This is a genomic window from Streptococcus sp. IsoGale021, assembly GCF_031142795.1.
Classification (GTDB): domain Bacteria; phylum Bacillota; class Bacilli; order Lactobacillales; family Streptococcaceae; genus Streptococcus; species Streptococcus hominis.
Genome location: NZ_JAKZJH010000006.1, coordinates 92,292 through 113,184, shown reverse-complemented (window position 1 = coordinate 113,184; position 20,893 = coordinate 92,292). Strand labels below are relative to the sequence as shown.

The window sequence follows — 20,893 nt, the reverse complement described above, 5'->3', positions numbered from 1 at the left end:
AAAAGAAATTGGTAGTCTATTACCTACATCAACGGCTTATCTAAGAATTGTTTCCCCACGTCTGAGGGTCGGATAATTTTCCTAAAAAGTAGTTCACTTCGTCTGAGGCTCGGATAGCCTGCCTGAAAAGAAGTTTGCTCCGTCTGAGGGTCGGACAACCTTCACGAAAATAGATTTACTTCATCCGAGGGTCGGACGACCTATTTGAGTAGTAGTTAAAAAAAGGGAGTGAGACAGGACTCCCTTTTGTAGTATAAAACATGATGATGCACTATTCATCTTTATTTAAAAATGAAAATCTCTCTGTCAGGCTCGCCCAATTTCCCCGCATATCGGTCATAAAAGTGGCTGGATTGGGTGTTTTGAAATCGTCAATCCAAGCTTGGTAACGGATAGAAATGAGAAGTCGTGTTAAGCGGTTCAGCATTTCTTTTTCTTGCTCGGTAAGGGCGTGGGCATTTTGGACGATAGTTAGCACTTTCTTGATACTGTTGGGTTGGAAAAATTCATCAATGGACGTAATTTGAGCGTCTAAAATGAGACCGAAAAAGATATCAAAGAAATCTTTGAGCTCGTCATCGGGAACAGTTTCCACCCATTCTTTTAGAGTTTTATCTGTCTGAATGCTGTCTGGGTTGAGCGTGTCAAGTAAGACAAAGTGCTCATTTTCAATTTGCCAAGAGAAAGTGTCATGCTGGGCAATTCCACCAATGGCTACGCTTTTAACGATGTGAGCTTGTTTAGGCGTTTCCAACATCATCCCGACGATAGAGCCTTGAGGAATGTAGCGTTTGATTTTTGAAGCAATGCTTTGATAACCCTCTGTTTCAATAATCGTATGGTTTAATCCTGGAGCATCAAAACTGTAGATTTGCTTGATTCTATCTTGTAAAGAAGGCTCTACTTGGCTGCTAGCATAAGTCGCTAGATTACCACCTTTGGAATGTCCTGTCAAGATAAAGGTGGCTGTTGGAAATGCCTGCATGACCTTTTGAACGTAGCGCACAGCAGTTTGCTGCGCAGGGACATGCTCCATATAAGTCATGTGAAAATCTTCTTTCCAACCGATAATGGAATCATCCGTTCCGCGAAAAGCAATAACGAAGGTATCCAAATCAATCTTATAAGTCATAGCAGCAAATTGTTTTTGCACATCTAAGTCAATATCATTCACATAACCTAAGAGTTTGATGTTCTTATAGCGTTTGACACTTGCTGCCTGCTGCAAGAGTGCCAAGCGGTGTTTGGTATTCATCATGGAGTTTTCTTGGGGCATATATTGTGGCACATCAGTTAAACGGCTGGCTTTTTGCAGGTCAAGACCGTCCGTGACGATTGTGTCATAGTTTAGATACGTAATCTCGGTCAAAAGCAGAATATCCAGCTCTGTAAAGGGCTGATTGTAGATACTGTCGTATTGTACATCTTCTAAATAGTTAAAAATATTTCCCATAAAGGCTCTCTTTTCTGAAAATCTATTGTTAGTATAGCATATTTTCCCAAGTCTTTGTTATAATAGAGAAAGAAAGCGGAAATGAGGGATAGAATGCACAAGATATTATTAGTAGAAGACGATGCCGTCATTCGCCAACAAGTCAAAAAAATGCTGGAGCAATGGGGATTTGAAGTGGTTGCAGTAGAGGATTTCATGCAGGTTTTGACGATTTTTGCCAAGGAAGAACCACATCTAGTGCTAATGGATATTGGTCTCCCACTTTTTAATGGTTATCATTGGTGCCAAGAAATTCGCAAGATTTCTAAAGTGCCTATTATGTTTTTGTCATCAAGAGACCAAGCAATGGATATTGTCATGGCTATCAATATGGGGGGAGATGACTTTGTCACCAAGCCTTTTGACAACAATGTTCTTCTTGCTAAAGTGCAAGGGCTGTTGCGGCGGTCTTATGAGTTTGGAACGGATCAAAGCTTACTGGAATATCATGGAGTTATTCTCAATCTCAAGTCCATGGATATGGTTTATGAAGGTGAAGTCATTACCTTGACCAAAAATGAATTTCAGATTTTGCGCGTGCTGTTTGAGCATTCTGGCAGTATTGTCGCGCGTGATGACCTGATGAAAGAGCTCTGGAATAGTGATTTTTTCATTGATGACAATACCTTGTCGGTCAATGTGGCACGGTTGCGGAAAAAATTAGAAGAAGTCGGTCTCAAGAATTTCATTGAAACAAAGAAAGGTATAGGCTACGGATTAACCAATGGATCATCAGAATAAGCGTCTATTTTTCAAATATTACTTCCGCTCGCGCCAGTTTTTATTTTTACTGTTACTTATTTTTTGTACACTATTATTTGCTTTTTGTTACCTTTTTGAAGATGAACGAGCAGTCTTACAGTATGTCCTATTGATTTTATTGCTGATTAGTCTGGCGGGTTTTCTATTGGATATTGTCAAGCAGTACCAAAAATTTCGTCATCTTGTCTTTTATGGGGAAGGTCAGGCACAGACACCGATAGAAGCTCTGCTATTTTCCAAAATTGAAACGTTAAAAAATGATAAAAAAGAGTTGAAATTGCAGGAGCAAATAAAGCGAAATGATTTGCTGGATTACTACACGCTCTGGGTGCACCAGATCAAGACGCCGATTGCTGCGAGCAAACTCTTGGTGGAGGATTTACAAGAGCAGACACTGAAAAATCAGTTAGAGCAAGAACTGTTTAAGATTGATTCTTATACAAACTTAGTCTTGCAATACCTGCGGTTGGAAAGTTTTCATGATGATTTAGTCGTGAAAAGAGAAAATATAGAAGACTTGGTCAAAGATGTTGTCAAAAAGTATGCCATTTTCTTTATTCAGCAAGGTCTTCGTCTAAATTTGCATGATTTGAATCACACCATTATCACAGATAAGAAGTGGTTTGTCGTCATTTTAGAGCAGGTGCTCTCAAACAGTCTCAAATACACTAGCCAAGGTGGTATTGAAATTTTCTTTAAGGAAGATACCTTGTATATGAAAGATACTGGTTTGGGGATTCAAAATTCCGATCTTCTCCGTGTATTCGAGCGTGGCTTTTCCGGCTACAATGGGCGTCTAACGCACCAGTCATCCGGTTTGGGACTCTATTTATCTAAGAAAATTGCGGATGAACTGGGGCATGAGTTGCATTTGCAGTCGGTGGTTGGTGAGGGCACAACCGTTATGATTACTTTTAAAGAAAAGAAATTATTGTTTGAATAAATGCAATCTTACAAAATTGTAAGGTTAGCCTCTAAAAATGAAAGGTTATGTTATGGTAGCAGCCTTTCTTTTTTTGTATCATAAGTTTAGAAAATGAATGATGTTTAACAGAGGAGACAGTCATGAAAACAAAAGGATTGAACGCTTTTCAGCTCAAGCTCTTAATGGCTTTTTTAATGGTCTTTGATCACCTTGAAAAAATACCAGGCTTACTGTCAGGTGAATGGGCGAGCATTTTTCATGCTTTAACACGCTGTGTGGCGGTTTGGTTTGCATTTGCAGCGGTAGAAGGCTTCTTATATACTCGAAGTCGTCTGCTTTATAATATGCGCCTCTTTTTCTGGTCAGCTATCATGTTTGTCGGAAATACGATTCTCAATTTGCTGTTTCAGTCTAAAGGAGTTCAGATATATAATAATATTTTCTTAACCTTGGCTTGCGGTGTACTTGTCCTCAATATCTTTTTTGGCATAAACCAAACGAGCAAGCCAGTTGACATTAAACGCCAGCCCATTCGCTTTATCTTAGGCATTGTTGTTTGCTTGCTTGCTGGTTTTGTGACAGAAGGTGGTATGGTCATTATTCCATTTATGTTGATTACCTATACTTGCAGAGAAAAGAAAAACCTACGCAATCTTCTGTATGGTATTTTAACGGTTGTCCTATTTTGTATGAGCATTCAGATTTATCCGTTATGGAGTGACACGCTGTTAATGATGTTTTATAATTCCGATTGGCTTTTTATCACGGTATTGCCTTTCATTTCACTTTATAATGGTGAGCGCGGTCCTGCGACCAAATGGAGCAAGTATTTCTTTTATATCTTTTATCCAGCACATTTATGGTTGATTACATGTATCGCTTACCTCGTACACAAGTAGATGAAAAATTGGACGATGATGAATTGGCTGCAATGGGAAGATTGGAAAAAGAAAGCTGAGGATAAATATGGTAAAATTTTATTGAAACAAGACAAGCAATTGCTTCAACCAAGTGTTAAAAGATATTGAAAAAGCGCAATTTGGCTATGAAGTGAGTCAATCAGCGCAACAGTTATATTTTGGATTTTAAAAGGAGAAAATGATGACACTATTAGACGTACAACACGTGAAGAAAATTTACAAAACCCGCTTTCAAGGCAACCAAGTAGAAGCACTGAAAGACATTCATTTTACAGTAGATGAAGGCGATTATGTCGCTATCATGGGTGAGTCGGGCTCTGGGAAATCCACTCTGCTCAACATTCTTGCCATGCTGGATAAGCCAACTGAAGGACGCGTCTTTCTCAATGGTACGGACACCGCCACAATCAAAAACAGTCAGGCTTCGAGTTTCCGTCGGGAAAAATTAGGCTTCGTTTTTCAAGATTTCAATCTGTTAGACACGCTCTCGGTCAAGGACAATATTCTATTGCCGCTCGTTCTGTCACGCCGCCCGATCACAGAAATGATGCAAAAGCTAGTCACGACTTGTAATGAACTAGGAATTAACCAATTGCAGGAAAAGTTTCCCTATGAAATTTCAGGCGGTCAAAAGCAACGGGTGGCAGTAGCGCGTGCTATTATCACCAATCCAGAAATTCTGCTAGCAGACGAGCCGACAGGTGCGCTCGACTCTAAGTCTTCGGCGGCGCTTTTAGATGTCTTTGATGACATCAATGATCGTGGACAAACCATTCTCATGGTAACGCACTCTACTTCGGCGGCAAGCCGTGCCAAGCGCGTACTATTTATCAAGGACGGCATTTTGTATAATCAAATCTTTCGAGGAGATAAGACGGAGCGGCAGATGTTCCAAGAAATTTCAGATACCTTAACGGTTATGGCAAGTGAGGTGAGTGGTTATGTTCAAACTAACGAATAAATTAGCAGTCTCAAACCTGATAAAAAATCGCAGTCTGTATTATCCATTTGCTCTAGCAACGATTGTGGCAACAGCGATTTTATATAGTTTTGTATCGCTCGCTTACAGTCCAAATCTGGAAGCCAGCTATGGTGGCTCGGCGGCTCGTATGACCCTGCAATTTGGGATTTGGGTTGTTCAAATTGCAGTTCTTATCCTCATCACCTATGCCAATAGTTTTGTCATGAAGAATCGCTCACGGGAGCTTGGTTTGTACAGTATCTTAGGAATGGAGAAGCGGCACATGCTGCTGATGACTTTCTTTGAAATGTTTTACTTTTTCTTAGTGACTGTCGGACTTGGGATTGGCTTGGGTTTTCTTTTAGACAAATTGCTTTTTGCAGTTTTACTGAAATTTATGGGAATGAAAGTAGTGATTGCCTCAACTTTCCAATGGTCGAATATCTTCACCGTTTTAGCTAGTCTGGGCGTGGCTTTTGCGCTGATTCTCTTTTTAAATTCTACGCGCCTGCTTCGTTACAGCTCGCTTCATTTGATGAGAGAAAAGAAGGCTGGGGAGAAAAAAGGACGATTTCTTGGCTTACAGACACTTGTGGGGTTAGGATTTCTGGCTGCGGCTTATTATATCGCACTCACAGTTGAGAAACCAGTTGCTGCGATTTTGAATTTTTTTATCGCAGTTCTCATGGTCGTTTTAGCAACCTACCTCCTCTTTAACGCTGGAACGATTACGCTTTTGCAATTTTTAAAGAAAAGAAAGCAGTACTATTATAAAACGCAGAATTTTATTTCTGTTTCTAATTTGATTTCTCGTATGCGTAAGAATGCTGCAGGCTTAGCTACGATTTCAATCCTTTCAACTATGCTGCTGGTAACTCTGGTTGGCTCTATTAATATCTATGTGGGTGGGAAAGACTATCTGACAACTTTGTATCCAAAGGATTATAATATCATGGTTACAAGCGCAAAGACGGATAAAAATGCAGCTATTTTACAAGCAGTCAAAGAAGTAGCACGAGGAAAAGGCTTGACAGATGCCAAGTATGAAGATTATAGTTATCAAATCTCTTCTATTTCAAAAATTAATGGCAATCAGCTAACGATTCCTGAAAATACAGCCAGATTAAATGTAGAAGAAGCTCAAAAATCAATGGCTACTTTCCTTGTCATCAGTCGTCAAGAGTACGAAAAAATGACAGGAAAAACCGTTGATTTAGCTGATAATGAAGCACTTCTATATGCAAAAAATCTTCAAATCAATCAAAAGCAAGTTCTTACCATCAATGGAAAATCGTGGAATATCAAAGAGCATTTGAAAACGGATTTTGCACATGGTAAGATTGTCAATACATCTGGTATGGTATCAGAAAAAGGCATGTACATGGTTGTCAATCAACCAAGCCAAGTCGGTCTGAAATCTTTCTATACTTACTACATCGGTATCCAATCTTCCAATAAACAGGTTGATCTCCAAGAAAGTATTTTCAATGCTCTTCAGCAACAAGGTCAGGAAAGTGGCAATATCAGTCTTTCTGAGCGTTACCACATTGAAAAAGAATATCAGGGTGTGATTGGGACTCTTCTATTTATCGGAATTTTCCTTTCTACGATTTTCCTGCTTGGGACAGTTCTTGTGATTTATTACAAACAAATTTCAGAAGGTTATGAAGATCGTGAAGGATTTATCATTTTGCAGAAAGTCGGACTGGATGAGAAGCAAACGAAAGCAACGATTCGCAAACAAATTTTAACAGTTTTCTTCTTACCACTTATCTTTGCCTTTCTTCATATCGCTGTTGCTTTTCATATGTTGCAGCTGATTGTAGCTCTCTTAGGTGCAACAAATGTGCCGTTACTCATTCAAACAACAATAGCCACTTGCGGTGTCTTCCTCTTAGTTTACATCTTAGTGTTTGTGATAACCTCCAGAAGCTACCAAAAGATTGTAGCACGATAAGTATTTTGAACCATTCGTCTTTTGGCGAGTGGTTTTTATCTTGTAAATCTGACTTCTTATCTAGTTAGTAGAACCTCTTATCCAAAAGTGCGAGATTTTTTTAAAAGTGAGGAGTATGATAAGTTCGTAAAATAAATTATTGGAGGAACGTTATGCTACTAGAAACACGCCATCTTAGCAAAGTCTATGATAATAAGCAAGCTGTGAATGATTTGAATCTTCAGATTGAAACAGGAAGTTTTACCGCTATTTTAGGACCAAATGGTGCTGGAAAGTCTACAACGATTCAAATGTTGACAGGGCTTTTGCAACCTACGGCAGGAGAGATACTGTATGATAACCCTATTAAATTAGGTGTTGTTTTCCAAAACAGTGTTTTAGATGATATGCTAACGGTGCAAGAAAATTTAGAAATCAGAGCAGGTCAATATAAGGATATTGATAAAGAAAAAGTTGATAACTTAGTGAATCAATTGGGATTGCAAAATTTCTCAACGCAATTATATGGGACTTTATCAGGTGGACAAAAACGACGAGTGGATATTGCCCGTGCTCTGCTGAATAGCCCAGATATTCTCTTTCTTGATGAACCAACTACGGGTTTAGATATTCAAACTAGGAAAGCCATTTGGGAGCTGATTCACCAGTTGCAAATAAAAGAGAAGATGACGGTTATCTTAACCACTCATTATTTAGATGAAGCAGATGATGCAGATATGATTTATATTGTGGATCACGGTCAAGTGATTGCTAAAGGATCTGCTAATCGGATTAAAGAGCAGTATGCTCAGAATTTTCTCAAGGTATTCGTGACCGATACTGCTGATTTTAAAGAAATTTTGAAGGAAGAGATTCCTTTTGAGGAAGTAAGAGTGAATGAACTGTTGATTCACCCAGAAACGACAGAAAAGGCTTTAGAGATTCTAACGTGTGGTCGCTCTTTTATTCGACAATTTGAATTTCGACCAGGAACAATGGACGATGCTTTTATGGCGTTGACAGGAAGAGAGGTACGTTAAAATGATAATGCTCATTAAAAGAAATTTTTTACTATATTTTCGTAATCGTAGTGGGGTTCTTTTCTCCCTTCTTGGGGCAATGATTTCCTTTATTTTGTACTTGGTCTTTTTGAAAGCAAATATCAAGACCTCTTGGAGTCAAGTCCCTCACACTAATCAGTTATTGGATTCATGGTTGATTGGTGGAACGCTTGCCATTACAGGATTAACCACAACCTTTTCTAGTTTTTCCCAACTAGCGAAAGATAGAGAAAATAACGTAACACGAGACCTAGTTCTGACAGATTTGGGACGCTGGGGCTTGTCTATCAGTTACCTTCTGAGTACTGCCATCATTGGATTTTTGATGCAAATCATTATGTTTGCTGTCATGGAAGGTTACTTTATCTGGGACGATCAGATTATCTTTGATTGGACTTTGCTTCCTCAGGTTCTCCTTATTATGGTGCTCAATGCACTCTTATGCTCGATTTTCAATGGTATTCTTGTGAATCGCTTCAAATCAGTAGATACGCTTGGAAAGCTAGCAACGATTATCGGAGCTGCCTCTGGTTTCTTAGTTGGGACCTATATTCCAATAGGGGTTCTTCCGTCATTTGCTCAAACGATAATGAAATGTACTCCCTCCACATATATTGCTTCTCTCTTTAGACAAGTAATGATGAAAGATAGCTTAGCTACTGCTTTTCATCATAATACAGCAGCGCAAGATTATTTTGAAAAGATGATGGGCATTCAATTAAAGTGGGAATCTATATTGACAATGAAAGAAACATACTATATAGTTGTAGTAGTTTTAGTTGCCTTGCTTGTCATTTGGACAATCCAACAGTTTGCTACCAATCGGTGGACTAAAACTGCTTAAATTGATAGAAAGTTAGAGAAATTTTTTGCAGACTAAATTCAAAATGAATCCAACCATTCCTTCAAATGATCCACTTGTTGTGATTCAAGCGGACGAGTTAGAAGCTGAAGCCAAAGAAATTTTTGAATATTTACATCAGTACAAGTCGTCTTATGTGAATGCTATTCCCATTAAAACAGATGATAAAATTGTTATGGTAAAGACGGATCAGATTATTTTGGCAGACATCAATCAGACAACATTGATGGTGTATTGTGTGGATGGTATCTATGCGACGACCGAAACACTCACACATTTTCAAAGTCGAGTTAATCGTAAAAACTTTATTCAAATTTCAAAACACGCTGTCATCAATATTGACCATTTGTTATCATTATCGGATAGCTTTTCAGGAAATATGACGGCTAGATTGACAAACAAAATTAAGTCAAGTGTCAGTCGAAAATACGTCAGATTGTTGATGGATTATCTCGGTTTGTAGAAAGGAACAAACATGAAAAAAATTGTAGTGTCTATGTTAGAAGGCCTGCGTACGGGTTCTTTAGCGTATTTACTTGTTTTGGCTTTTCGAATTCAAGAATCACCTGTTACGACTTCTAACATTCTCAGTATTTTGATAATGAGTGCTTTGATTGGCTTGTTTTCCTTGCTGTTTGAAATTGAACGTTTTTCTTATTTAGTGCAGTTGACGATTCATTTTTTTCTTACTTTAATGGTGGTTAGTGTCATGATGGTCTATAATGGTTGGGCTTTTAATTTGGCACGGACTGAATTTTGGTTGGATTTTATTGTTATCTACATTTTAATTTGGCTGTTCGTTCGTTTAGACATTTATCTAAAAACAAAGAAAATCAATGAATCACTTGTAAAATTAAGAAGAAACCATACAAAAGAATAGCTTAGGTCTTGTAGTTATATCCAGAGGGCTGGGACACATTTGTCCAAGCCTTTTTTCTTACAAAAATGTAAGATTATATGCATCAAATGAAAGGTTATGTTATGGTAGCTTTGTCAAGAGTTTTGTATTATATAAGTGTAAAGAAAAATAACGGAGAAGCATCATGAAAACAATTTTATTTCACAAAAAATCAATGCCAAAAACTGCAAAAATTTCCAAAGAAGAAATTGAAAAGACAAAAATTGGCTGCGCTTCTAGTCAATACTATTTCTGGTTGCAGTATAGTCATTAAAAGATTGGATAAATTAAAAAATCATGTTCATCAATCTTACAAAAATGTAAGATAAAAGTGAAAAATGAAAGGTTAAAGTATGGAAAGTTGCTTTTCTTTTCAGTATGATAGATGTATAAGAATTTGTTAGGAGAAAATGATGACACTATTAGACGTACAACATGTGAAGAAAATTTACAAAACCCGCTTTCAAGGCAATCAAGTGGAAGCACTGAAAGATATTCATTTTACAGTAGATGAGGGCGATTATGTCGCTATCATGGGGGAATCTGGCTCTGGGAAATCCACTTTGCTCAACATTCTAGCCATGCTGGATAAGCCAACTGAAGGACGTGTTTTTCTCAATGGTACGGACACCGCCACAATCAAAAACAGTCAGGCTTCGAGTTTCCGTCGGGAAAAATTAGGCTTCGTTTTTCAAGATTTCAATCTGTTAGACACGCTCTCGGTCAAGGATAATATTCTATTGCCGCTCGTTCTGTCACGCCGCCCGATCACAGAAATGATGCAAAAGCTGGTTACGACTTGTAATGAACTGGGGATTAACCAATTGCAGGAAAAGTTTCCCTATGAAATTTCAGGTGGTCAAAAACAACGGGTGGCAGTAGCACGTGCAATTATCAGTAATCCAGAAATTCTGTTAGCAGATGAACCAACTGGAGCGTTGGATTCCAAATCGTCTGCGGCGCTTTTAGATGTCTTTGATGACATCAATGATCGGGGTCAAACGATACTTATGGTGACGCACTCGACTTCGGCGGCAAGCCGTGCTAAGCGGGTACTTTTCATTAAGGATGGCATTTTGTATAATCAAATCTTTCGAGGAGATAAGACGGAGCGGCAGATGTTCCAAGAGATTTCTGATACCTTAACGGTCATGGCGAGCGAGGTGAATCAAGGTGCTTAGATTAGCGGGAAAATTAGCGATTTCTAACCTAGTAAAAAATCGCAGATTGTACTATCCATTTGCTTTGGCAACTTGTTTAGTCGTTGCTATTTCATATATTTTTAATTCCTTAACCTTTAATCCTCATTTACAAAAAATGCAGGGGGCAAGTTCTATTTCATTTGTCTTGGCTCTTGGAGTGATTATTGTGACGATTGCTGCAGCGATTATCGTTTTTTATGCTAATAGCTTCGTCATGAAAAACCGTTCGAAAGAGCTAGGCCTTTATGGAATGTTAGGACTTAACAAACGTCATCTTTTTACTATGGTTTTCATTGAACTCTTGATTCTAGGTTTGACGACTGTAGCCATTGGTTTAGGATTCGGTATCATATTTGACAAATTAATTTATGCTTTTTTATTGAAATTGATGGGGTTTAAAGTTGTCTTGGTTTCTACTTTCCAATTGCCTGTTTTGATTTTTGTTGTTGTCATCTATGGCGTTATTTTTGCGGGCTTGGTGCTTGTCAACGGTTTGAGGATTCTACGTTTTAATGCTTTGCAATTGGCCAAGGAAAAGAATAGCGGTGAAAGAAAAGGACGATTTCTTCTGATTCAAACGATTATTGGATCGATTTCTTTAGGCTATGCTTATTACCTAGCTCTGAGTGTCAAAAATCCATTGACAGCAATTGGTATATTTTTTATAGCTGTTCTCTTTGTTATTTTAGGGACTTATCTGCTGTTCAATGCAGGAGTTACGGTATTTTTACGGTTGCTTCAGAAAAATAAACGGTATTATTATCAACCTAATAATATGATTTCTGTGTCCAATTTGATTTTTCGGATGAAGAAAAATGCGGTTGGCTTAGCAACGATTTCGATTTTGTCAACCATGGTCTTAGTCACCTTAGCTGGTGGTATTAACATCTACGCAGGTGCTGATTATCTGAAAACAGTGATGTACCCTCAAGACTATACTATAAAGGGAAGTGAAGTATCAGCTGCCCAATTGGAACAAGCACTGACAGAGTTTGCAAATGAAAATCATCTAAAAGTTACTAAGAAAAGCGCCTATCAATATTATTCGATGGGAATTAAAAAACAAGACGGTAATCAGCTTGATATTTATCCAAAAGGTGAAACACGAGTTTCTCCACAAGCTTACATTCTTCTATTTTCAGTTGCTGATTATCAAAAGATGACTGGCAAAACGTTGGACTTGAAAGACAATGAGACAGCAATCTTTGCAAAAGGAATGTCTATTAAACAAGATCAACCTCTTAAACTGATTGGACAAGAATTGACAGTGAAAGAACTTTTAACAGAGGACTTTGTTCTTGGAAATGTCGTAGATCAGTATAATATCATTGTGCCGCAGTCTCTTTTTATGGTTGTCAATGATCCACAAAAGATAGTAGATGCACAAAAGGAGCACTACACAATTAATACAGAGTTATATGGCAGCTTGAATATCAGGGCTTCTAATAAGAAAAAGGGCGATTTGGATACAGCTTACCAGAAGAAGCTGAAACAGTTCAATACGACGCTCCCCGATAATGCCGGTGTGTATGGTTATACAAGAATCCAAGGTGTGCAGGAAATCATGAGCATGCTCGGCGGAGTTTTCTTTATTGGTATTTTCCTTTCAATTGTCTTTATGCTGGGAACGGTTTTGGTAATCTACTACAAACAGATTTCAGAAGGGTATGAAGACCGAGACCGCTTTGTAATTTTACAAAAGGTAGGACTGGATGAAAAGCAGACCAAGCGAACCATTCGCAAGCAAATTCTGACGGTGTTCTTCTTGCCACTCATCTTTGCCTTTGTTCATCTGGCTTTTGCTTATCATATGCTGAGCCTCATGCTGAAAGTTCTGGGTGTCTTAAATGCTACATTGATGTTGGAAGTTACACTTGGCGTTTGTGCTGTTTTCTTTATCGTTTATGTACTTGTCTTTCTCATCACATCACGCAGTTATCGTAGAATTGTGTCGATGTAAGTTAGTGATAAGTATAGATAATCGCGAAAAGGAGTAGGACTATTCTTGCTCCTTTTTCAATTTATTTAACAAAAAAGAGGGACGTTTGATTCCTTTTTGATTGCTTTTATGGTAGAATAATTCAATCTAATAAATTGGAGTTTAGGATGAATATTTTTCGTAAAAAAGATGTCAGTCGAGATCGGACTGGCATGCGTCGTCATTTACGGTTGTTGGATTTGATTTTGTTAGGAATTGGCGCTATGGTGGGAACGGGGATTTTCACGATTACCGGAACGGCGGCTGCAACTCTAGCTGGTCCAGCTTTGGTGATTTCGATTATTATTTCTGCTCTTTGCGTGAGTATGTCTGCTTTCTTTTATGCAGAATTTGCATCAAGAATTCCTGCAAATGGTGGTGCTTATAGCTATCTCTATGCTGTTCTTGGTGAGTTTCCAGCTTGGATAGCAGGTTGGCTGACCATTATGGAATTTATGACGGCTGTATCTAGTGTTGCCTCTGGTTGGGCTTCCTATTTGAAAGGCTTGCTGAATGGATTTGGTTTGAGTATGCCAAGAGCGCTCAATGGAACCTTCAATCCTCAGGCAGGAACTTATGTAGACTTACTGCCGATTCTTGTTTTGGTATTTGTGACAGGCGTGGTTTTATTAAATTCTAAAGCAGCCCTGCGATTTAATTCCGCTTTGGTTATCTTGAAGTTTTCGGCGCTGGCCCTTTTTATCCTTGTAGGGATTTTCTTTATTAAGCCTGAAAATTGGTCTCATTTTGCTCCGTTTGGCTTTGGTAAACTCTATGGTGGCAATATTGGAATTATGGCTGGCGCCTCTCTGATGTTCTTTGCCTTTTTGGGTTTTGAGTCTATTTCTATGGCAGTGGACGAGATTAAGGAGCCACAAAAAAATGTTCCACGAGGAATTGTGCTATCTTTGTCCATTGTAACGGTACTTTATATATTGGTGACACTGGTTCTGACAGGGATTGTCCACTACAGCAAGCTAGATGTGGCAGATGCTGTCGCGTTTGCGCTTCGCAGTGCGGGGCTTAGCTGGGCAGCTAATTATGTGTCAGTGGTGGCTATTTTGACTTTGATTACTGTCTGCATTTCCATGACTTATGCTCTGTCGCGCATGATTTACAGCATTGCGCGTGACGGTTTGTTGCCAAAGTCTTTTAGAAAATTAACCGCTACCAGTCGTGTACCGAAAAATGCTACGATTTTGGTAGGAATAGCTGCAGCAGTTTGTGCGGGGATTTTTCCGCTAGCCAGTATCGCATCCTTTCTAAATATCTGCACCTTGGCTTATCTGATTTTGTTAGCAGTGGCTATTTTGAAGTTGCGCAAGGATAAAGGACTTCCTCAAGCAGGGGAGTTTAAAACTCCATTTGTACCTCTGACGCCGATCTTATCCATTATTATCTGCCTGTCTTTCATGACCCAATATGGCTCTGACACTTGGTTGGCATTTGGGCTTGCCTTACTAGTCGGAACAATTATCTATTTTATCTATGGCTACCAACATTCGGAAATCAATTGATGAGTTTACCTTACAAAAATGTAAGAAATAATTGTAAATTGTAAGATAGAGCTAAGGCAATTGGCTCTATTTTTCCATTTATGGGAAACGAGAAAGAGGCTAAAGCTTATCGTACAATGCTACATCAGGCATTGACGAAGGAAACTTACAAGAGAGTAATTGTGGATTTTGAGAATAATAGCGGTGGCAATATGTATCCTATGATTGGTGGATTAGCTGCTATTTTGCCTAATGGAACTCTCTTTCAATTTGAATATACAAATGGGCAAAAAATAGGTACTACTTTATCACAAATATTGGCAAGCAAGCAGACAGAAGAAAAGAATAGTTCTAAAACAATTCCTATAGCAATTCTAGTTAATGGTAATACAGCTAGCTCTGGTGAAATGACGACATTAGCTTTCAAAGGCTTACCAAACGTTAAAATTTTTGGCAAGCCAACAGCTGGCTATACAACAGGAAATATGGTTTATTCTCTTTATGACGGGGCAACAATTCAGCTGACAGTCTCTCGGATTATTGACCGAAAGGGTAATCGTTATGAAAATACTCCAATCGAACCAGATATTGCTACAACCACACCATTGAATGATGCTAGAACTTGGTTACTAGAGCAAATATCGAAATAATCTCTAAATAGTGATTACCGCTGTTTTTTGCTATAATAGAAAGAAAAAGAGGTGCGAATATGATACGATCTGCAGAACTTTCAGATGCAGCGGCTATTCAGGAAATCAATGCAATTGCTCTCGGTTATGATTTTGGCTTGATAGAAACTCGTCAGAAACTATCAGAGCTATTGGATAGGTCTGATCATTTTATCTTGGTAGCTGAAAATGCAGCAGGTCAAATTGTCGGCTGTGCCCACGCAGCTAGCTATGATTGCTTATATTTTCCGTCTTTGCTCAATTTGCTGGCTTTGACTGTTGCTCCATATTTTCAAGGGCAGGGATATGGCAAAGCTTTGATGCAGGCTATTCGTGAAGAGGGCGTGGCAGCTGGTTACACAGGTATTCGAATAAACTCTGGTATTTCACGAATGAAGGCTCATGAGTTTTATCGAAAATTGGGTTGTGAGGAAAAAGCTGATCAGAAACGTTTTTATTGGGAATTTTGAGAAATGATATCTACGAAGATTGAACCATTAAGGCAAAGTAATGCAGAAGAAATTGCTAATAATTGGCATTACGAAGGAATCTATGCTTTTTATGATATGCAAGCAGATTCTGAGGATTATGAAGAAATTTTATCTCCTGAAGCGCGTGGTGATCACTATTATCAGGTTCTCAAAAATGATGAATTATATGGCTTTTTTTGCCTTTTTCCAATTGACAAAGACAAGCAGGAACTGGGTTTAGGTATGAAGCCAGAGTATTGTGGCAAAGGTCAAGGCAAAGATTTTTTACAAACGATTTTACGGTTTATCGAGGAAAATCTTTCAGCAAAAATCCTGACTCTCTCAGTTGCAGATTTTAATCAAAGAGCTCAAAGGCTCTATCTCAATTGTGGTTTCAACGTGATTGGACGGCAGCCTCAGGCGAGTAATGGTGATATCTACCTTTTTGTCAAAATGGAAAAGGAGTTGAAATGAGAGTTGCGGTTATCCAAGGAACCACTCGAAGAAATATGAATTCGTTGCTATTTGAATCTGTAAAAAAAGCAGTCCAATCGTCTGACGAAGTGCTGAATTTTGGTATTTTCGAGGAGGAGAACGAGCAGTATTCTTATGTTGAGATAGCGATGATGATTAGTCTCTTAATAGAAAGTGGAGCAGTGTGTTGTAACAGGTTGCTCTTCTGGTCAAGGTATGATGCTTGCCTGTAATAGTTTACCAGGTCTTTTGTGTGGCTATATAGAGACCCCACAAGATGTTTTCCTCTTTGGACGAATCAATGGAGGAAATGTTGCTTCCCTGCCATTAGGGTTGAATTTTGGTTGGCAAGGAGAATTGAACCTGCAATATACATTGGATAAATTATTTGATGGTGAGTTTGGTATGGGCTATCCTGAAAATGAAGCGGAAAGAAAAAGGTTGGAAGCAAGTGCCCTAAAGGATTTGAACCGTTTAACGAAACGCAATTGGGAAGAATTAGTAGAACAACTTCCAACTGATACTTTCACTAAATTGTTGCAAAGAAAGATAGTGATGAATGCTATTATAACGAATGGAACCAATGAAGAGTTCATCCGTTTGCTGAAAGCAAAAATAGGTATAAAGTGAAATGAAAAAGCGGAGGTACTAAGTAGATGTCCCTACACATTTCATTATCTTTGCAATTTTGACTGTTTATGGTAAAAATTGAGCTTGACATTATAACGTCATTTTAAAACAAGACAAGACTGGGATTTCCAGTCTTGTCTTGTTTTATGCTAATGTTGTAATATTGACTGCTTGAAGACCGCGCTGACCTTCTTCAATGTTAAACATTACTTTGTCACCTTCATTCAGTGATTTGAATCCGTCGGATTGAATCGCTGAAAAGTGAGCAAAAACGTCTGGTCCGTTTTCTTGTGAAATAAAGCCGAAACCTTTTTCAGCATTGAACCATTTTACTGTACCTTGTGTCATACATCTTACTTCCTTTCTCTAAAATGTTGCGTAAAAAATAGAAAAAGTAAAGATGAAAAACAAAAATACTCACTCAAAATTCATTTACTCTTGCTAGTCTAACAGAAGAAAGAATAAAAAGCAAGGAAAAGCCAGCGATTGGCAATATATTTTGCTATACTAGTAATATGAAAAGCAGAAAGAGGTATATCATGACATTTGAAGAAATTTTACCGGGTTTGAAAGCCAAAAAGAAATATGTCCGCATAGGCTGGGGCGGTGCTGAGAATTATGTCCAGCTTTTTGACAGTATTGAGCAGAACGGAGTGGCGCTTGAAGTGACTCCGTACTTTCTCATCAACGTGTCAGGCGAGGGAGAAGGCTTTTCCATGTGGAGTCCGACTCCTTGTGATGTCTTAGCAGATGACTGGGTGGAAGTTCATGACTAAGACAGTATTGGTGACGGGAGTCAGTTCAGGGATTGGACGAGCACAGGCACGGCTCTTTTTGGAAAATGGCTGGCACGTCTATGGTGTAGACCAGTCTAAAAAACCAAACCTGACAGGAGATTTTCATTTTCTTCAACAAGATTTAACGCTGGCGCTTCAGTCAGTTTTTGACTGGTGTCCCCAGATAGATGTCCTCTGTAATACAGCTGGAGTGCTGGATGACTACAAGCCCTTACTGGAGCAGACTGCTCAGGAGATCCAAGAAATTTTCGAGATTAACTATGTAACACCAGTAGAGCTAACTCGTTATTATCTGACGCAGATGCTGAAGAAACAATCAGGCATCATCATCAATATGTGCTCAATTGCATCTAGCTTAGCTGGCGGTGGTGGTCATGCTTACACTTCTTCCAAGCATGCTCTGGCAGGATTTACCAAGCAGTTGGCACTGGATTATGCGGAGCAGGGAGTGCAGGTTTTTGGGATTGCACCGGGCGCAGTTAAAACAAGTATGACAGCAACGGACTTTGAGCTGGGAGGCTTAGCCCAATGGGTAGCAGACGAAACTCCCATCAAGCGTTGGATAGAACCAGAAGAAGTTGCCGAGTTGACCCTCTTTCTCGCCTCGGGAAAAGCTCAGTCCATGCAGGGAGAGATTGTCAAGATTGACGGTGGCTGGAGTTTGAAGTGAGGTAGCAAGTAGAATGAAAGCAACGACCATTGAGCCAAGACTGCAGAATTCTTTCCAACATTGGCAAAAGAATATGGTGAGATATGGTTTGAAGGCGAAGCTAGGGCAGTTTTATACAAATGAAGACGAGACCGCCATTTTGTACGAACAGGGAGATTTTCTCTTTTTGGCTGGACGGGCAGATATGGCGTTACTGGCTGATTATAGAGACATCTGTGAGCCAGACTACCGAATTCTCATAACAGAAGAGGTTTCTTGGCAGGCCTGCTTATCCTCTTGTCCAGCCTTATCTACCTTTACCCGCTATGCTTTTAAAGATGAGGCAGATTTTGATGATAAGGTATTGAAAAACATTGTGGAGCAGCTATCGAAGCAGCTCGTTATTGAGGTAATCAATTCAAAAACCTATCAAGAACTAGCTCAGGAAGAATGGTCTCAGGATTTGCAGGGGAATTTTGCAACTTTTAAAGACTTTCAAGAAGCCGGAGTTCTTGGTTTTGTGATCCGAAAGGGTGAGGAAATCGTCGCTGGGGTCTCGACAGCACTTGTTTACCAAAAAGCCATTGAAATCGAGATTGCAACGAAACCGGTTTATCAACAGCAGGGCTTAGCTGCTGTACTTGGGGCGAAGATGATTTTGGAATCCCTGCAGCGTAGCGTTTTTCCGCTCTGGGACGCCCATAATGAAGCCTCAAAGAAAATAGCTGAAAAGCTAGGTTATCAATGCTTAGGAGCTTACCCAGCTTATGAGTTAAAATTACAGATAGGAGAAACCATGACCCCAGAACAATTATGGAATGAATACAAAACAATCAACCCCGCAATCGGCGACAAAATAGACGCCTGGGCATTTGGTGTAGAGCCAGATCAGTTGGCGGATTTAGTTTTGAAAGGAGAGAAGACCGCGACGACTTCTGCCTATGACCTCTATGCAGTGGACGGCGAACCATTGCCTCGGTCAGGGAGTTTTGATGTCGTCCTAGACAGCCAGGATCAAGCTGTTTGTATCATCGAAATCACCAAAGTAACGGTTGTTCCTTTTAAGCAAGTCTCTGCAGAGCACGCTTTTAAAGAAGGAGAGGGTGATAAATCTTTGACTTACTGGCGGCAGGTGCATGAGGAATTCTTCACGGAATGGATGGCTGAAGCCGGCCTCTCCTTCTCAGAGGAGACAGGTGTAGTCTTAGAGGAGTTTCGTAAGGTTTATCCGCTATGAAACAAACATATATATGTGTCATGGAGAGAATCTTAACAAATGACACAAAAAGTGATATAATAAAGTAAATTTACTTTGATAAAAGGAACTATTATGACAAACTATGCAATTATTTTAGCAGCTGGAAAAGGCACTCGCATGAAATCAGATTTACCAAAAGTGCTTCACAAAGTTGCTGGAATTTCAATGTTAGAACATGTATTTAGAAGTGTTGCTGCTATCGCACCTGAAAAGACTGTGACAGTAGTTGGACATAAGGCAGAGCTGGTGGAGCAGGTATTGGCAGGGCAGACAGAGTTTGTTCGTCAAACGGAGCAATTAGGAACCGGTCATGCTGTGATGATGGCAGAGCCTGTGCTGGAAGGTTTGGCAGGGCAAACATTAGTCATTGCAGGAGACACTCCTTTAATCACAGGTGAAAGCTTGAAAAATCTGATTGATTTTCATGTCAACCACAAGAATGTTGCAACGATTTTGACAGCAGAAGCGGAAAATCCATTTGGTTATGGACGGATTGTCCGTAATCAGCATGAAGAAGTGATCAAAATTGTGGAGCAAAAGGATGCTTCGGATTTTGAAAAGCAAATCAAAGAAATCAATACAGGAACGTATGTTTTTGATAACGCTCGTCTTTTTGAAGCCCTGAAAAATATCAATACCAACAATGCGCAAGGAGAATACTACATCACAGATGTAATCGGCATTTTCCGTGAGAATGGCGAAAAAGTCGGCGCTTATACTCTGAAAGACTTTGATGAAAGTCTTGGTGTCAATGACCGCGTGGCATTGGCAACGGCAGAAAGTATTATGCGTCGTCGAATCAATCAAGCTCACATGGTGAATGGCGTTAGTTTTGTAAATCCAGAAACGACTTATATTGATGTAGACGTACAGATTGAACCAGAAGTACAAATTGAAGCCAATGTTACCTTGAAAGGTCAAACGAAAATTGGCGCAGGCAGCATTCTGACAAATGGTACGTATATTGTTGACTCTGTTATTGGTGAACAAACGGTTATTACCAATTCGATGATTGAAGAGTCTACAGTTGCAGACGGTGTAACGGTGGGACCTTACGCTCATGTTCGCCCAGATTCAAGCCTTGCTAAAAATGTACATGTTGGTAATTTCGTTGAAGTGAAAGGTTCTTCTATCGGTGAAAATACCAAAGCTGGGCATCTGACCTATATTGGTAATTCTGAAGTGGGTGCGAATGTTAATTTTGGTGCTGGAACGATTACAGTTAATTATGACGGACAGCACAAATTTAAGACCGTCATTGGGAACAATGTCTTTGTAGGTTCTAATTCAACCATTATTGCGCCGGTAGAACTTGGGGACAATTCTCTTGTAGGTGCAGGCTCAACCATTACCAAGGATGTGCCAGCTGATGCGATTGCTCTTGGTCGTGGTCGTCAGATCAATAAAGAAGAATACGCTAAACGCTTGCCGCATCATCCAGATAATAAGTAGGA

At 39.3% G+C, this 20,893-nt stretch carries 23 protein-coding genes and 2 pseudogenes; 23 read left to right on the top strand and 2 right to left on the bottom strand.

What is annotated here, in order from left to right; all coding sequences use genetic code 11:
• Nucleotides 1-271: 271 nt before the first annotated feature.
• Complete coding sequence (locus RG565_RS06045) at nt 272-1,453, bottom strand: DUF2974 domain-containing protein (protein WP_247937187.1); 1,182 nt, start codon at nt 1,451-1,453, stop codon at nt 272-274.
• Nucleotides 1,454-1,546: 93 nt separating this feature from the next.
• Between RG565_RS06045 and RG565_RS06040 the strand changes: the two genes are divergently transcribed.
• From RG565_RS06040 to RG565_RS05955, 18 genes and pseudogenes are all read left to right on the top strand, one after another.
• Nucleotides 1,547-2,233, top strand: coding sequence for a response regulator transcription factor (locus RG565_RS06040; RefSeq protein ID WP_247937188.1), 687 nt, complete (start codon nt 1,547-1,549; stop codon nt 2,231-2,233).
• A complete protein-coding gene (locus RG565_RS06035) occupies nt 2,217-3,197 on the top strand; it encodes a sensor histidine kinase (RefSeq protein WP_247937189.1) in 981 nt (326 codons plus the stop codon). Before RG565_RS06040 ends, RG565_RS06035 begins: the two co-directional genes overlap by 17 nt.
• A 122-nt stretch (nt 3,198-3,319) precedes the next feature.
• Entirely contained in the window at nt 3,320-4,078 is a 759-nt protein-coding gene (locus tag RG565_RS06030) for a TraX family protein (protein WP_247937190.1), read from the top strand.
• Nucleotides 4,079-4,207, top strand: a complete 129-nt coding sequence (locus RG565_RS06025; RefSeq protein ID WP_268732239.1) for a hypothetical protein — start codon at nt 4,079-4,081, stop codon at nt 4,205-4,207.
• Between the two features lie 73 nt (nt 4,208-4,280).
• Complete coding sequence (locus tag RG565_RS06020; protein WP_022525183.1) at nt 4,281-5,060, top strand: ABC transporter ATP-binding protein; 780 nt, start codon at nt 4,281-4,283, stop codon at nt 5,058-5,060.
• A complete protein-coding gene (locus tag RG565_RS06015) occupies nt 5,041-7,017 on the top strand; it encodes an FtsX-like permease family protein (protein WP_247937191.1) in 1,977 nt (658 codons plus the stop codon). The genes RG565_RS06020 and RG565_RS06015 overlap by 20 nt, the downstream gene beginning before the upstream one ends.
• Before the next feature lie 152 nt (nt 7,018-7,169).
• Nucleotides 7,170-8,036 carry an ABC transporter ATP-binding protein gene (locus tag RG565_RS06010; protein ID WP_247937192.1) on the top strand — a complete coding sequence of 289 codons (867 nt, stop codon included), beginning with the start codon at nt 7,170-7,172 and terminating at the stop codon, nt 8,034-8,036.
• Nucleotide 8,037: 1 nt separating this feature from the next.
• Entirely contained in the window at nt 8,038-8,901 is an 864-nt protein-coding gene (locus RG565_RS06005; protein ID WP_247937193.1) for an ABC transporter permease, read from the top strand.
• Between the two features lie 25 nt (nt 8,902-8,926).
• Entirely contained in the window at nt 8,927-9,382 is a 456-nt protein-coding gene (locus RG565_RS06000; RefSeq protein ID WP_018543621.1) for a LytTR family DNA-binding domain-containing protein, read from the top strand.
• A 12-nt stretch (nt 9,383-9,394) separates the two neighbouring features.
• Nucleotides 9,395-9,799 (top strand): DUF3021 domain-containing protein, encoded by a 405-nt coding sequence (locus RG565_RS05995; protein WP_247937194.1) that lies wholly within the window; start codon nt 9,395-9,397, stop codon nt 9,797-9,799.
• 163 nt (nt 9,800-9,962) lie between these two features.
• The gene (locus tag RG565_RS05990) at nt 9,963-10,091 is read left to right on the top strand and encodes a hypothetical protein (protein ID WP_003028293.1); all 129 of its coding nucleotides are present in this window, start codon (nt 9,963-9,965) and stop codon (nt 10,089-10,091) included.
• Nucleotides 10,092-10,230: 139 nt separating this feature from the next.
• Entirely contained in the window at nt 10,231-10,998 is a 768-nt protein-coding gene (locus RG565_RS05985; RefSeq protein WP_247937247.1) for an ABC transporter ATP-binding protein, read from the top strand.
• The gene (locus RG565_RS05980) at nt 10,991-12,979 is read left to right on the top strand and encodes an ABC transporter permease (protein ID WP_247937195.1); all 1,989 of its coding nucleotides are present in this window, start codon (nt 10,991-10,993) and stop codon (nt 12,977-12,979) included. Before RG565_RS05985 ends, RG565_RS05980 begins: the two co-directional genes overlap by 8 nt.
• A gap of 146 nt (nt 12,980-13,125) precedes the next feature.
• Nucleotides 13,126-14,514 carry an APC family permease gene (locus RG565_RS05975; protein ID WP_247937196.1) on the top strand — a complete coding sequence of 463 codons (1,389 nt, stop codon included), beginning with the start codon at nt 13,126-13,128 and terminating at the stop codon, nt 14,512-14,514.
• A gap of 80 nt (nt 14,515-14,594) precedes the next feature.
• On the top strand, nt 14,595-15,143 hold the full coding sequence (locus RG565_RS05970; protein WP_257362733.1) for a S41 family peptidase: 549 nt from the start codon (nt 14,595-14,597) through the stop codon (nt 15,141-15,143).
• 59 nt (nt 15,144-15,202) lie between these two features.
• Nucleotides 15,203-15,631 carry a GNAT family N-acetyltransferase gene (locus tag RG565_RS05965; RefSeq protein ID WP_247937197.1) on the top strand — a complete coding sequence of 143 codons (429 nt, stop codon included), beginning with the start codon at nt 15,203-15,205 and terminating at the stop codon, nt 15,629-15,631.
• A gap of 3 nt (nt 15,632-15,634) precedes the next feature.
• A complete protein-coding gene (locus tag RG565_RS05960) occupies nt 15,635-16,105 on the top strand; it encodes a GNAT family N-acetyltransferase (protein ID WP_247937198.1) in 471 nt (156 codons plus the stop codon).
• Nucleotides 16,102-16,735 (top strand): annotated as a pseudogene (locus RG565_RS05955) (RpiB/LacA/LacB family sugar-phosphate isomerase). Before RG565_RS05960 ends, RG565_RS05955 begins: the two are co-directional and overlap by 4 nt.
• Before the next feature lie 144 nt (nt 16,736-16,879).
• Here the strand turns inward: RG565_RS05955 and RG565_RS05950 are convergent.
• Complete coding sequence (locus tag RG565_RS05950; RefSeq protein ID WP_059220486.1) at nt 16,880-17,083, bottom strand: cold-shock protein; 204 nt, start codon at nt 17,081-17,083, stop codon at nt 16,880-16,882.
• A 191-nt stretch (nt 17,084-17,274) separates the two neighbouring features.
• Here RG565_RS05950 and RG565_RS05945 point away from each other — a divergent pair, with 191 nt between their 5' ends.
• The 5 genes and pseudogenes from RG565_RS05945 (at nt 17,275) to glmU (ending at nt 20,891) form a co-directional block, all read left to right on the top strand.
• The gene (locus RG565_RS05945) at nt 17,275-17,511 is read left to right on the top strand and encodes a DUF2829 domain-containing protein (RefSeq protein WP_059220488.1); all 237 of its coding nucleotides are present in this window, start codon (nt 17,275-17,277) and stop codon (nt 17,509-17,511) included.
• Nucleotides 17,504-18,202: a 3-oxoacyl-ACP reductase gene (locus RG565_RS05940; RefSeq protein ID WP_070671114.1), complete on the top strand. Its 699-nt coding sequence runs from the start codon at nt 17,504-17,506 to the stop codon at nt 18,200-18,202. The genes RG565_RS05945 and RG565_RS05940 overlap by 8 nt, the downstream gene beginning before the upstream one ends.
• A gap of 13 nt (nt 18,203-18,215) precedes the next feature.
• Nucleotides 18,216-18,938 (top strand): annotated as a pseudogene (locus RG565_RS05935) (GNAT family N-acetyltransferase); the annotation flags it as partial.
• A gap of 39 nt (nt 18,939-18,977) precedes the next feature.
• Nucleotides 18,978-19,418: an ASCH domain-containing protein gene (locus RG565_RS05930; protein ID WP_247937249.1), complete on the top strand. Its 441-nt coding sequence runs from the start codon at nt 18,978-18,980 to the stop codon at nt 19,416-19,418.
• A gap of 93 nt (nt 19,419-19,511) precedes the next feature.
• Nucleotides 19,512-20,891, top strand: coding sequence for a bifunctional UDP-N-acetylglucosamine diphosphorylase/glucosamine-1-phosphate N-acetyltransferase GlmU (glmU, locus tag RG565_RS05925; RefSeq protein WP_247937199.1), 1,380 nt, complete (start codon nt 19,512-19,514; stop codon nt 20,889-20,891).
• Nucleotides 20,892-20,893 lie beyond the last annotated feature (2 nt).